Origin of the sequence: Tamlana sp. I1 (assembly GCF_015355625.1) — a bacterium.
In the GTDB taxonomy this organism is placed as follows: Bacteria; Bacteroidota; Bacteroidia; order Flavobacteriales; family Flavobacteriaceae; genus Pseudotamlana.
This window is the reverse complement of record NZ_JACLAF010000008.1, coordinates 21,282-35,320: the sequence shown is the minus strand read 5'-3', so window position 1 is coordinate 35,320 and position 14,039 is coordinate 21,282. Positions and strand designations below refer to the sequence as shown.

Annotated in this window: 9 protein-coding genes; 6 read left to right on the top strand and 3 right to left on the bottom strand. The window is 35.2% G+C overall.

Annotation, left to right across the window (positions count from 1 at the left end):
- Positions 1-5 precede the first annotated feature (5 nt).
- Together H6X70_RS08415 and H6X70_RS08410 are read right to left on the bottom strand one after the other, a co-directional pair.
- Positions 6-344, bottom strand: coding sequence for a P-II family nitrogen regulator (locus tag H6X70_RS08415; protein ID WP_194767238.1), 339 nt, complete (start codon positions 342-344; stop codon positions 6-8).
- Positions 345-367: 23 nt separating this feature from the next.
- A complete protein-coding gene (locus H6X70_RS08410) occupies positions 368-1,387 on the bottom strand; it encodes an outer membrane beta-barrel protein (protein ID WP_194767237.1) in 1,020 nt (339 codons plus the stop codon).
- A gap of 508 nt (positions 1,388-1,895) precedes the next feature.
- On the opposite strand from H6X70_RS08410, the gene gltB reads away from it, so the two are divergent.
- The 4 genes from gltB (at position 1,896) to H6X70_RS08390 (ending at position 11,090) form a co-directional block, all read left to right on the top strand.
- Positions 1,896-6,410 (top strand): glutamate synthase large subunit, encoded by a 4,515-nt coding sequence (gltB, locus tag H6X70_RS08405; protein ID WP_228530311.1) that lies wholly within the window; start codon positions 1,896-1,898, stop codon positions 6,408-6,410.
- A gap of 4 nt (positions 6,411-6,414) precedes the next feature.
- Entirely contained in the window at positions 6,415-7,878 is a 1,464-nt protein-coding gene (locus tag H6X70_RS08400) for a glutamate synthase subunit beta (RefSeq protein WP_194767236.1), read from the top strand.
- A 130-nt stretch (positions 7,879-8,008) separates the two neighbouring features.
- Positions 8,009-8,824 carry a PhzF family phenazine biosynthesis protein gene (locus tag H6X70_RS08395; RefSeq protein WP_228530310.1) on the top strand — a complete coding sequence of 272 codons (816 nt, stop codon included), beginning with the start codon at positions 8,009-8,011 and terminating at the stop codon, positions 8,822-8,824.
- A 499-nt stretch (positions 8,825-9,323) separates the two neighbouring features.
- On the top strand, positions 9,324-11,090 hold the full coding sequence (locus tag H6X70_RS08390) for a polysaccharide lyase family 7 protein (RefSeq protein ID WP_194767235.1): 1,767 nt from the start codon (positions 9,324-9,326) through the stop codon (positions 11,088-11,090).
- A gap of 79 nt (positions 11,091-11,169) precedes the next feature.
- On the opposite strand, the gene fbp is transcribed toward H6X70_RS08390, so the two are convergent.
- On the bottom strand, positions 11,170-12,183 hold the full coding sequence (fbp, locus tag H6X70_RS08385) for a class 1 fructose-bisphosphatase (protein WP_194767234.1): 1,014 nt from the start codon (positions 12,181-12,183) through the stop codon (positions 11,170-11,172).
- 119 nt (positions 12,184-12,302) lie between these two features.
- On the opposite strand from fbp, the gene H6X70_RS08380 reads away from it, so the two are divergent.
- Together H6X70_RS08380 and H6X70_RS08375 are read left to right on the top strand one after the other, a co-directional pair.
- The gene (locus H6X70_RS08380; RefSeq protein WP_194767233.1) at positions 12,303-12,782 is read left to right on the top strand and encodes a GNAT family N-acetyltransferase; all 480 of its coding nucleotides are present in this window, start codon (positions 12,303-12,305) and stop codon (positions 12,780-12,782) included.
- Between the two features lies 1 nt (position 12,783).
- Complete coding sequence (locus H6X70_RS08375; protein WP_194767232.1) at positions 12,784-14,034, top strand: aspartate kinase; 1,251 nt, start codon at positions 12,784-12,786, stop codon at positions 14,032-14,034.
- The last annotated feature ends 5 nt before the right edge of the window (positions 14,035-14,039 follow it).

Genomic DNA, 14,039 nt, shown 5'->3' with positions numbered 1-14,039 from the left:
GAATATTATTTTAAAGTATCGCCTCCTTTTTCTCCTGTACGGATTCTGTAAACCTCGTTTACATCGGAAACAAAAATCTTACCGTCGCCTACTTCGCCTGTTGCAGCCGATTTAAGTATGGCATTGATAGTGATTTCTTCAAAATCGTCATTCACAACAATAGCAATATGTCTGCGTTGAATATCACTTGTGCTATAAGAAACACCTCTGTATACATGACCTTCTTTTTCATTACCTAGACCTGTAACATCCCAATAAGAGAAGAAGTTTACACCTACTTCATGAAGAGCTTCTTTTACCACACGGTATTTTGATTTTCTAATAATTGCTTCAATTTTTTTCATAATATCTCTTAGTTTTTTTATGGTTAGAAAGAATAGATAGCAGCGATTGTGAAAGCAGCTAAGCTTTTAGAGTTTGGTATAGGAGTTCCATTAACATCATAACTAAAATCGTTATCGATGTACATATCTTCATTCCAAGAATCTAATCTAATTTCTGGCTTGATAATTAAGTTTTCAATCGTGTAACTACCAGTTAATGTAGTAGCAAATACAGTACTATCATCACCCACATCTTGGTATGTACCATAGTACTCCCCTCTTAATCCGATAGAAAAAGCATCAGAAGCAGCAAACTGAGGATATAAGGCAGCACCATAGAAACCAGATCCATCATTATCATTATAAGCAGCATTAATTCCTAAGTAAAACGCATCAGACAAATCGAATCCACCTGTATAATCGATTTCAAATCCTAATCCTCCGTGATTACCACTATCGTAGTAAAGGTTTAAAAATTGTCCTTTATAACCTAACTGTGCTCCAAGCGCATACTCACCAGTTAAAGATGTATCGTTAGTATCCCAAGGATTTGTAACTGCTAACATTAAGCTAAAGTCATCAGACAAAGCGAAATCAGCTTTTAAACCCATATGAGAGAAAGGTCCGCTAGAAAATAAATAAGACGTACTGTAGTTGAAGTTCGCTGCAGGAGCAATTACCTCATACCCTAAGAATGTATTCCATCTACCGAAAGTTAAAGTTGTTTTATCAGAAACATTCCAGTAAACATATGCTTGATTAACGATACCATCTACAATATCATTACTAAATGTAGCACCAGCACCTCTTGGCCCAACTACTAAATCAAGTACAGCTCCTGCTTTTTTTCCTTCATAAGCAAAAATCACATTCCCCATACCTAAGGCAAAACCAGATTGTCCTGCGAAAGCAGTTCCAAAGCTAACTCCCTCGTTGTCTGGAGCGGTTAAATAAGTTTGGTAATAAGCATCAACTGAACCGCTGATTGTTAATTTTTTAGTTTCGTCTTGTGCAAATACTACGGTTGTAAGTAATACTGCTGAAAGCATAATAAGTTTTTTCATAATTGTTGACATTTTTAAGTTGTTAATTATTTAAGATCTAGGGGTTAGTTTATAATTTTTGGTTGATTTCTTAGATCTATATCCCTTAATTCTGAGCCAAAACTATGTTAAAAAGTTTTAACCCCCGAAAAAAATAGGGGTAATTCAAACACTTTTATTGATATTTTAATTTTACCCCCATTTTTTTGAGGGTATTCATGAATAAAATAATTTTTTTGATTTTTCAACAAGTTCAATCTTTATGTTATTGTCAGTTTTTTCTATGATTCCATGATATAATTTTAATAATCAAATGGATTTAAGAGACATATTCTCAGATTATGTATAAATACGCTCGTTTTTATGTTTGAATATTTATTAAAAAACACGATTAATATTGATATATCACTATAATAATATTGAGATAGCTCCTAAAATCGAAATAATGAATTACAGGTTATTGTTATTCAAAAAGTAGTGCATACCTTTACCCTTCAACTCAAGTTTTTAAAACCAATATTTGTTGATTATGCTGAAGAAACAAGGACTTTATTTGCCAGAATTTGAACACGAAAACTGTGGCGCGGGTTTTATTTGTAATCTTAAAGGAGAGAAAACAAATCAAATCATTCACGACGCCTTAGAAATACTAGTAAAACTAGAACACCGTGGTGGTGTAAGTGCCGATGGAAAAACTGGTGACGGTGCAGGTTTGTTAATTGACATTCCGCACGATTACTTTAAGCGCGTTTGCGATTTTAACTTGCCAGAACAACGCGAATATGCTGTTGGAATGGTATTTTTACCTAAAGTTAAAAACCAATACACTTTTTGCAAAACAACTTTCGAAACCGAAGTTGCTGCACAAGGCTTAACGGTTTTAGGATGGAGAAAAGTTCCTGTAGACTCAACACAATTAGGGGAAATTGCATTAGCATCAGAACCTAATATCGAACAACTGTTTATTGGTAAGTCTGAAGAAATTTCGGAAGCCGACTTTAAAGCCAAATTATATGCGGCCAGAAAAATTACCGAGCACAAAATAAACAATTCTAAAACTTCGGAAAGCGGTTATTTCTATGTGCCAAGTTTATCGAATACCACCATTATCTATAAAGGTATTATCATGCCAGAAGATATTGGGCCGTATTATACCGATTTACAGCAAATAGATTTAGTAACTCGTTTGGCCTTAGTACACCAACGTTTCTCTACAAACACGATGCCTACTTGGGAATTGGCTCAGCCATTCCGTTTTATGTGTCAGAATGGTGAAATTAACACCCTTCGTGGTAACGTAAGTCGTATGCGTGTTCGTGAGGAAATCATGAAAAGTGATGTTTTTGGTCCGCAAATCGATAAATTATTCCCAATCATCCTTCCTGGAAAATCAGATTCTGCTTCTATGGATATGGTTGTGGAATTACTAACACACACAGGACGTTCTTTACCAGAAATCATGATGATGATGATTCCTGAAGCATGGGAAAAACACAAAACCATGTCTGAAGAACGCAAAGCATTCTACGAGTACAACGCTTGTATTATGGAGCCTTGGGATGGTCCAGCTTCGGTACCTTTTACCGATGGCGATTACGTAGGTGCTTTATTAGATAGAAATGGTTTAAGACCATCAAGATATACTGTAACAAAAAGTGGTAAACTTATCATGTCTTCAGAAATTGGTGTGGTTGAAGTTGCTCCAGAAGATGTTAAAGAACACGGTAGATTAGAACCAGGAAAAATGTTCTTGGTAGACATGAATGAAGGTCGCATTATTGGCGATGAAGAAATTAAAAGTAAAATTGTTTCAGAAAGACCATATAAAGAATGGTTAGACAAAACAAGATTACATTTAAAAGATGTGCCTTACACAAGTGAAACTTGCCCAATTGAAACGATTGATATCAAAACAAGACAACGTTTATTTAATTATACGTTTGAAGATATTCAAGAAGTTATTACGCCAATGGCGATTAATGGTAAGGAAGCTTTAGGATCTATGGGAACCGATACTCCTTTAGCGGTATTGTCGGATAGACCTCAATTAATTTCAAACTACTTTAAACAATTATTCGCACAGGTTACCAACCCACCTTTAGATGGTATTCGTGAAGAAATTGTAACAGATATTAGCTTAAACTTAGGTAAAGACCGAAATATTTTCAGTATTACCGAAAGACAATGTAGAAAGCTACGCATTCAAAATCCTGTAATTTCAAACGGCGATTTAGAAAAAATCAGAAGCATTTCTATTGAAAGTTTTAAAGCTGAAACCATTCAAATATTATATCCAAAAGCACAAGGTCTTAACGGACTTGAAGATGCTTTAGAGGATATCGTAATTCAAATTGAAAAAGCGATTGAAAGAAAAACAAATATTATCATTCTTTCCGATCGTGGTGTTAATCAAGAATTCGCACCAATTCCAGCATTATTAGCATGTTCTTATGTTAATCATCAATTAAACCGTTTACGTAAGCGTTCTTATTTCGATATCATTATCGAATCGGCAGAACCTCGTGAGCCACATCATTTTGCTACTTTATTTGGTTATGGCGCAAGTGCAATTAACCCTTATATGGTAAACGAAATTATTAGAATGCAAGTTAAAGAAGGCTTCATTACTAATATGGACGAGCAAAAAGCGGTTGATAACTTCAACAAAGCTATTGGAACTGGTATCTTGAAAATTATGAACAAAATTGGAATCTCAACTTTACACTCGTATAGAGGTTCTCAAATTTTCGAAATTGTAGGTTTCAATTCTCAATTTGTTGAAAAATACTTCCCATATACAGCCTCTAGAATTGAAGGTATTGGTTTATATGAAATTGAAAAAGAAATTAACGAACGCTACAAACAAGCGTATCCAGATAATTTAATCGACAAACGTTTAGGATTAAATATTGGTGGTGATTACAGATGGAGACGTAATGGTGAGCGCCACTTATTTAACCCAACTACTGTTGCAAAACTTCAACAAGCGGTTCGTTTAAGCGACCAAGCAAGTTATGATGTTTATGCAAAAGCGATAAACGAACAATCGGAAAACTTAATGACCATTCGTGGTTTATTTGAATTCGATAACTTAGACCCTATTCCTTTAGAAGAAGTTGAACCGTGGACAGAAATTGTAAAGCGTTTTAAAACAGGCGCGATGTCTTACGGATCTATTTCTCGTGAAGCGCACGAAAACTTAGCCATTGCCATGAACCGTATTGGTGGTAAATCCAATTCTGGTGAAGGTGGAGAAGATAGAAAACGTTTCCAAAAAGATATGAATGGTGATAGCAGAAACTCTGCCATCAAACAAGTAGCCTCTGGACGTTTTGGAGTTACCTCGCATTATTTAACTAATGCTAAGGAAATTCAAATTAAAATGGCTCAGGGTGCAAAACCTGGTGAAGGTGGTCAATTACCTGGAGAAAAGGTATTACCATGGATTGCTTCGGCAAGAAACTCAACACCTTTTGTTGGATTAATTTCGCCACCACCGCATCACGATATTTATTCAATTGAAGATTTAGCACAATTAATTTTCGATTTAAAAAATGCAAATCGTGAAGCTAGAATCAATGTAAAATTAGTTTCTGAAGTTGGTGTAGGTACTATTGCTGCTGGTGTTGCCAAAGCAAAAGCCGATGTGGTTTTAATTGCAGGTTACGATGGTGGTACAGGAGCTTCTCCTTTAACCTCTTTAAAACATGCTGGTCTTCCTTGGGAACTTGGATTGGCTGAAGCCCAACAAACTTTAGTATTAAACAACTTAAGAAGCCGTATCGTTGTAGAATGTGATGGCCAATTAAAAACAGGACGTGATGTTGCTATTGCAGCCTTATTAGGTGCTGAAGAATTTGGTTTCGCCACTGCTCCTCTGGTTGCTTCTGGTTGTATTATGATGCGTAAATGTCATTTAAATACTTGTCCTGTTGGAATCGCAACTCAAGATAAAGAGTTACGTAAAAACTTTAAAGGTACTCCAGAACACGTTATTAACTTCTTCTACTATATTGCTGAAGAGTTAAGAGGTATTATGGCGCAATTAGGATTTAGAACTTTAGCAGAAATGGTTGGACAAACGCATAAAATTAATGCGCAAAGAGCCGTGAAACATTATAAAGCTAGAGGATTAGATTTATCTAGTATTTTACACCGTCCAAGTGCTTACAGAGAACTTACGGTTAGAAATACAGAAATTCAAGATCATAACTTAGATAAGGTTTTAGATTTTAAAATTTTAAAAGATTCGCACCGCGCTTTATACAGAAAAGAAAAAACAAATTTATCGTATCCTATAAATAACATTAACCGTACAGTTGGTGCTATTGTAAGTAACGAAATTTCTAAAATTTACGGTCACTTAGGTTTACCGGAAGATACATTAAACATCAACTTTACAGGTTCTGCAGGACAAAGTTTCGGAGCTTTTGGAGCACACGGATTAACTTTTACTGTTGATGGTAATACGAACGATTATTTAGGAAAAGGTTTATCTGGAGCTAAATTAATCATCAAAAAACCAGCTAAAGCAGACTTTATTGCCGAAAACAATATCATTGTTGGAAACGTATGTTTATTTGGTGCTGTTGAAGGTGAAGCTTATATCAATGGTATTGCTGGAGAACGTTTTGCAGTTCGTAATTCAGGTGCCGTTACCGTAGTAGAAGGTGTTGGAGATCACTGTTGTGAGTATATGACAGGAGGTCGTGTGATTGTATTAGGGTCTACAGGTAGAAACTTTGCCGCTGGTATGAGTGGTGGAATTGCTTATGTATACGATCCTGAAAACAAATTTGTAAATGGTTTATGTAATACAGAAACTATCGAATTTGAAGACATCACTAGTGAAGATGCTGCAGAATTAAAGCAAACTATCGAAAAGCATGTGCTTTATACAGATAGTAATAAAGGTAAAGACATATTGGCAAACTGGGATAATAGCCTAAGTAACTTTGTAAAAGTAATGCCTATTGAATATAAACGTGCCTTAAAACGTTTAGCGACTGAAGAACCAATGGTAGAAGAATTAACAATAGCATAGTGTCATGGGAAAAGTAACCGGATTTAAAGAATTTGAAAGACAAGATGAAGCCTACGAACCTGTAAAGGATCGTGTGCAAAATTATAATGAATTTACGATTCCATTAAGTGAAGAAGAAAAAGTAAAACAGGGATCCCGTTGTATGGATTGTGGTATTCCTTTTTGTCACAGTGGTTGCCCGCTAGGGAATTTAATACCAGATTTTAACCATATGGTACACCAAGGTGAATGGCAAAAAGCCTCTTGGTTATTGCATTCTACCAATAATTTCCCTGAATTTACAGGAAGATTATGTCCTGCTCCATGCGAGAAATCATGTGTATTAGGTATTATTGAAGACCCAGTTGCCATTGAAGAAATAGAAAAAAGCATTGTAGAACGTGCTTTTAAAGAAGGTTGGATTAAACCGCAACCTCCTAAAACCCGTACCGGAAAAACTATTGCTATAGTAGGTTCTGGCCCTGCAGGATTAGCTGCAGCACAACAATTAAACAGAGCTGGGCATACCGTAACTGTTTTTGAACGTGATGATGCTATCGGAGGGTTATTACGCTACGGTATTCCTAATTTTAAATTAGAAAAAGGAATTATAGACCGTCGTGTAGCGATTTTAGAAGCTGAAGGCATTACATTTAAAACGAACGTAAACGTTGGTGTTAATTATGATGTCGAGCAACTTAAAGCCTTTGATTCTGTTGTACTTTGTGGTGGTGCTACCGAAAGACGTGGTTTACCTACTCCTGGGGCTGATGCCGATGGTGTGGTTCAAGCTATGGATTTCTTAACACAGCAAACTAAAGTAGTATTTGGTCAGGATATTAAAGACCAAGTATTGGCTACAGATAAAAACGTTATCGTTATTGGTGGTGGTGATACAGGATCCGATTGTGTTGGAACCTCTAACCGTCAAGGTGCTAAATCGGTTGTGAATTTTGAAATCATGCCGAAACCTCCAGGACACCGTTCGCCAACAACGCCTTGGCCTTTCTGGCCATTACAGTTAAAAACATCATCGTCTCATGAAGAAGGTGTTGAAAGAAACTGGTTAATCAATACTAAAGAATTCGTAAAAGATAAAAACGGTAAATTAACTGCTTTAAAAACAGTTAATGTAGAATGGAAAATGGTTCCTGGCCAACGTCCGGAATTAATCGAAATTGCAGGTACCGAGAAAACTTGGCCATGTGATTTAGCTTTATTAGCACTCGGATTTACAGGACCAGAAAGCACTTTAGCTGATAAATTAGGTATTGAAAAAGATGCCCGTTCTAACTACAAAGCGGAGTACGGTAACTACCAAACAAATATTCCAAACATCTTTACTGCTGGAGATATGCGTCGCGGACAATCATTAATTGTTTGGGCGATTTCTGAAGGTAGAGAAGCTGCGAGACAAGTAGATCTTTATTTAATGGGTAAAACCAATTTACCTTCAAAAGATATGAGCGGCGATTTAGTGGCTTTATAATTAGATAAATATAATATTGTGTATTAAAAAAATGCGGACTTCTCAGTTCGCATTTTTTTGCTTTAAACGAATTTGAAATCTAAAGATTCGAATAAGATACTTTAAAACAAGTTAGCACCAATTACGAAAAATGACAAAAATAGAAACCTATATAGTTGATTCTTTTACAGACAAACCTTTTAAAGGAAACCCTGCTGGAGTTTGTCTTTTAAATCAAAAAATGACGGATGGACAAATGCTATCTATCGCAAAAGAATTAGGACTTTCTGAAACTGCATTTATAACCCTAATTGATAAACCTAACAAATATTCCATAAGATACTTTTCCCCAGTAATGGAAATACCACTTTGTGGACACGCAACACTTGCTTCTTCAAAAGTTCTTTTTGAAATTAATACCGAAATGAATCATATTCACTTTAAGAATATTCAGGATTTGGATTTAATGATTAAAAAAAATCAAGAAAAAATTGAAATGGAATTCCCTGTTTATAATACAATTCCACAAAATACTCCTAACGAATTATTAAATGCACTCGGAATAGAAAAAATATCGAATAGTGTGTTTAATATAGAAACAAGCATTTTACTGATTGAGGTAGAAAGTTGTCAACTTTTAAATAACCTCACTCCTAATTTCGAAAAATTAAAAGCTTCTCATAATTCTATTAATGGAGTATTAGTTACTGCAATATCTGATAAAAATGACTTTGACTTTGAATCAAGATATTTTTGGCCTTGGAGTGGAACGAATGAAGACCCTGTAACTGGAGGAACTCATACTTTTTTAGCAAAATATTGGGCTGAAAGACTTAATAAAAAGAAAATGAATTCTTTTCAATGTTCTGAAAGAACTGGATTTATGGAAGTTGAATTAATTAGTGACAGCAAATTGACAATAAAGAGTGAAGCTCAAATAATTCTAAAGGGGGAACTGAGAATATAAAAACTGGTGCAAACAAGGTGTATAATTAATGGCTAGTTAGAGCCTATTTACGAAGGTCCTTGCTCACATTCTATCTGTGATTTATTTGCTGATTTTAGTTCTTAAACCACACAAATAATCTTATACAAACACGTCATCCAAGGAAATAAGGAATATAATACGCTGCTCAATAGTTATAGATCGCTCTATAAGAATAGAAAAGCATATGCTTTAATGAACAACATCGTTTTAAAACACTAACAACTCAACATAACCCTCTCGTTTTCAAAACACAACAACAAAAACAAGCTGTATAAAATCTTAAAATCTCTAAATTTCACTTATATAAATCCGATAAACGACAAAAAACAACCTAAAGCATTAGTAATGTGATAAATAATTAACATTTTTTTTGTGAAATTCATGTTTTTAATTTACGTTTGGAAAACCATAACTGGTTAACCAACCTAGTTAACCAGTTTAAAATTAAACTTTTAACTAAATTAAAACATGATTAACAATGAAAAACAAAAGCTTTCAAATGAGCCAAACTAAACTATTTAGTCTGGCTGCATTAGCCCTCGTACTCGCAATTTTTGCTTGTTCAAATGAAGAGCTTAATCCAGAAGAAACAACCCAAGAGGAAATTAGTGAAGGAAACGCTAGTTTTGAAAAATCCACACTATCTTCAAAATCGGCAGTAACCATTCAAGCTGAAGCATACGACAACATGAGTGGTATTAAAACCGAAAATACAGCTGATAGTGGTGGCGGACTAAATGTAGGCTGGATAGATACTGGTGACTACCTAGAATATGATATTGAAGTACCAGCTTCGGGAAGTTATAAATTTGAATTTCGTGTAGCTTCAAAAACTAACAATTCAAAATTCGATTTTTACCAAGGGGCAACTAAACTAAGTAATGTTAATAAAACAGCTACTGGAAATTATCAAACTTGGGTTACCACATCAAAAACAGTAGATCTTCAGTCTGGAAGCAGCACCTTAAAATTATTAGCTACAGGTGGAGGATGGAACATTAACTGGATAAAAATTACGCCTGTTGATGTAGACGAAAGTTCATCTGAAAATTTAGCCCTAGGAAAAACTGCTGAACAATCTTCTGTATCTCATGGCGGAGATCCTGCAAGAGCCGTAGATGGTAATACTTCAGGTGTTTGGGCAAACGGTAGTGTAACCCATACGCAAAGCTCTAGCCAGCCATGGTGGCAAGTTCGATTAGGTCAAGATTACCAAATAGGTTCTATAAAAATTTGGAACCGTACCGATAGCTGTTGTAAAACAAGACTTAGTAATTTTGATGTTTTTGTTTATAAAGAAAATGGCGACTTAGCATATAAAACAACAGTTGCAGATTCTCCAAACCCATCGGTAACCATAAACACAGGTGGTGTTACAGGATCGCGTGTACGTATTAAATTAAAAGGCACGAATGCACTTTCATTAGCCGAAGTTCAAGTGTTTTCAACTGGAGGCGAACCAACAGACCCAACAGATCCTTCAGATCCAGGAGAACCTAATCCAGGTAATGCAAGCATTCCTTCAGACCTAATGAGCAACTGTAATCAATGGAAAATAACCTATCCAGATGGTGTTGAAGACAAAACCTTATGTGGTGAAGGCAACAACGAATATTTCTATGTAAATAGCGCTAAAAACGGTATTGTATTTCGTGCTCCAATTAGAAGCAACAATGGTACCACTCCAAACTCTGATTATGTGCGTTCTGAACTTAGAGAACGTGAAGAAGATGGTGGATCGGATATCTATTGGACCACATCGGGAACTCATGTGGTTTACGTAAAACAAGCCATTACACATTTACCTATTGTTAAAGATCACTTAGTTGCGACACAAATTCATGGTAATAAAGACGACGGAATCGATGATGCTATGGTATTACGTTTAGAAGGAAATCACCTTTTCTTAAGCTTTAACGGCAACAAATTAAGAGACGATTTAACTATAAAAACAAACTATTCGTTAGGCACAGTTCACGAAGTTATTTTTGAAGTTAAGGATGGAAAACACTATTGCTATTATAGCGAAAACGGCAACTTAAAAAGTGCTTACGCTAGTGGAAACGCATCTTCTTACCTTGTAAAAGATGGCTCTAGCACCGTTTTAATGGATAAATCTTATGGTGAAGCTTACTTTAAAATAGGGAACTATACTCAAAGTAACGCAGAAGAAGAAGGTAGTTACACAGGGAACTCAAACAACTATGGCGAAGTTGTAGTTTACGATTACTATGTAGCTCACTAAATTGCTTTTACTCAATTAACCTAAAAAGGCGATGCTGTTTTGCATCGCCTTTTGTTATTATAACACTTAAGAATTCTATTTATTTTGAATGCGCAAGTCGCATAAATTCCTCAGCTTTTTCAACCATATTTTTACTTCCACAAATAAACGGTACACGTTGGTGCAATTCAGTTGGCTCTACATCTAAAGTTCTTGTAAAACCATCACTCGCCTTTCCTTTGGCTTGTTCGGCTAAAAAAGCCATAGGGCTACATTCGTAAAGTAAACGCAGTTTTCCCTGAGGGTTTTTAGAACTTTGCGGATAAAGATAAATACCCCCTTTAATCATGTTTCTATGAAAATCGGACACCAAAGAACCTATATACCTTGAGGTGTAAGGCCTATCTCCTTCTTCTTCCTGACAATATTTGATATAATTTTTTATGCCTTGCGGAAAATGAATATAGTTCCCCTCATTTACAGAATAAATATGCCCATCTTCTGGATACGTCATATTAGGGTGTGATAAGTAAAATGATCCGATAGCAGGGTTTAAGGTAAAACCGTTAACGCCATCGCCAGTGGTGTATACCAACATAGTCGATGTACCATAAACTACATAACCCGCAGCCACTTGTTCGCTTCCTTTTTGCAGAAAGTCTTCAATTTGAACAGGTGTTCCAACAGGTGTAACTCTTCTGAAGATTGAAAAAATAGTCCCTACAGAAACATTCACATCAATATTTGAAGAACCATCTAAGGGATCAATCAACACCACATATTTATTTTGATGATTTTCATCTTGACTATTAACCGTAATAAAATCATCTTCTTCTTCACTTGCAATACCACAAACAATATTTCGTTTGGTTAAGGTTTGAATAAATTTTTCATTAGCATAAACGTCTAATTTCTGCTGGTCTTCACCCTGAATATTCGTATCGCCAGCAGCACCAATAATATCTACTAACCCTGCTTTATTTACTTCGTGATTTACTACTTTGGCAGCTAATCGGATAGAATTAAGAAGACTGGATAACTCGCCCGAAGAATATTGAAACGAAGATTGGTTTTCAATAATAAACTCGCCTAAAGTTTGTTTTTTATGAGTCATGTAAAAGTTTGTTTGTTTGTACAAATATCTGCAAATTTTAACTAACTACATCGTTTTCGTAATAGTTATACACCGAAAATAATGAACTTTAAACTATATTTGACTTATTTACAATTACAATGAACTTTACAATTAGAAATGCCAAAATAAATGATATGCCACAGGTACATCGTTTAATTGAAGAATTAGCCGTTTTCGAAAAAGAACCCGAGGCTGTTGAAGTAACCGTTAAAGATTTAGAACAAGATGGTTTTGGAGCACATCCTGCCTTTCATTGTTTTGTTGCCGAAGTGGACTCGAAAATTGAAGGCATTGCATTAATTTACAATCGCTATTCTACCTGGAAAGGTAAAATTATACACTTAGAAGATTTAATTGTTAGTAAAGCCATGCGCGGAAAAGGTTTAGGTACCGCCCTATTAGATGAAGTGATTAAATACGGACACCAATTAGGCGTAAAACGCATTAATTGGGAAGTGATTGATTGGAACGAACCTGCCATTGCGCTTTACGAGAAAAAAGGTGCGCGTGTTTTACGCGATTGGGATGTAGTACATCTAGACGAAACAGGAATTAAAAATTACGTAGCAAACTTATAAAATGCGCATATTTAAATTTGGAGGCGCATCTGTTAAAGATGCCCATAGCGTAAAAAATGTAGCTTCGGTTTTACAAAAAACAGGCTATAATAACACGTTAATCGTTGTTTCGGCTATGGGAAAAACCACCAATGCTTTAGAAATCGTGGTTAAAAATTATTTTGAAAACAAAAGCGAATTACAAAGCTCGATTCAAGATATAAAGAAGTTTCATAACGAAATACTACTTAATTTATTCGATTTTGAGAAGCATCCTGTATTTCAAAAAGTAGCCGATTTTTTTAATGAACTTAATGCCTTCTTCAAAATAAATAAATCGCCCGATTACAGTTTTGTGTACGACCAAGTTATTGGTTATGGCGAATTAATTTCAACAACTATTGTTAGCGAATATTTACACAGCATTGGTATAAAAAACAATTGGATAGATGTGCGCGATCATATTAAAACCGATAGCTACTTCCGCCGTGCGAATGTAGACTGGGAAAGCACTCAAAAAAATATTACCAAAAATTACAACCGCAGTGTTTTAAACATTACACAAGGTTTTCTAGGAAGCGATTCCCATAACTTTACCACCACTTTAGGTCGCGAGGGTAGCGATTACACCGCTGCCATTTACGCCTATTGTTTAAATGCGGAAAGTGTTACCATTTGGAAAGATGTTCCTGGGGTTTTAAACGCCGACCCGCGTTATTTTGAAAACGCCAAATTACTAAATAAAATATCCTATAGAGAAGCTATAGAATTGGCATTTTATGGAGCCTCTGTAATTCACCCAAAAACCTTACAGCCTTTGCAACGCAAGGAAATCCCTTTGTTTGTAAAATCCTTTTTAAATCCGGAAGCACCTGGAACACAAATTGGAAAAAACACCGATTTAGAGCCTAAAGTTCCATGTTTTATTGTGAAGAAAGACCAAGTGCTTATTTCCTTATCTTCTTTGGATTTTTCATATATCGTTGAAGAAAATATTAGTGAAATTTTCAGCTTACTACACCAGTATAAAATGAAAGTTAATGTGATACAAAATTCGGCCATTAGCTTTTCGGTTTGCGTTGATAATATTTACAATAATCTTAACAAATTATTACAGCACTTAAAAGCAAAATTTAAAGTAACTTGCCATGAAAATGTGTCTCTATACACGATTAGGCATTACAATACCCAAGCTATTCAGCAAATAGAAACCGATAAAACGGTGTTATTAAAACAATTAACCCAAGTAACCACGCAAGTAGTAACTAAATAAACATT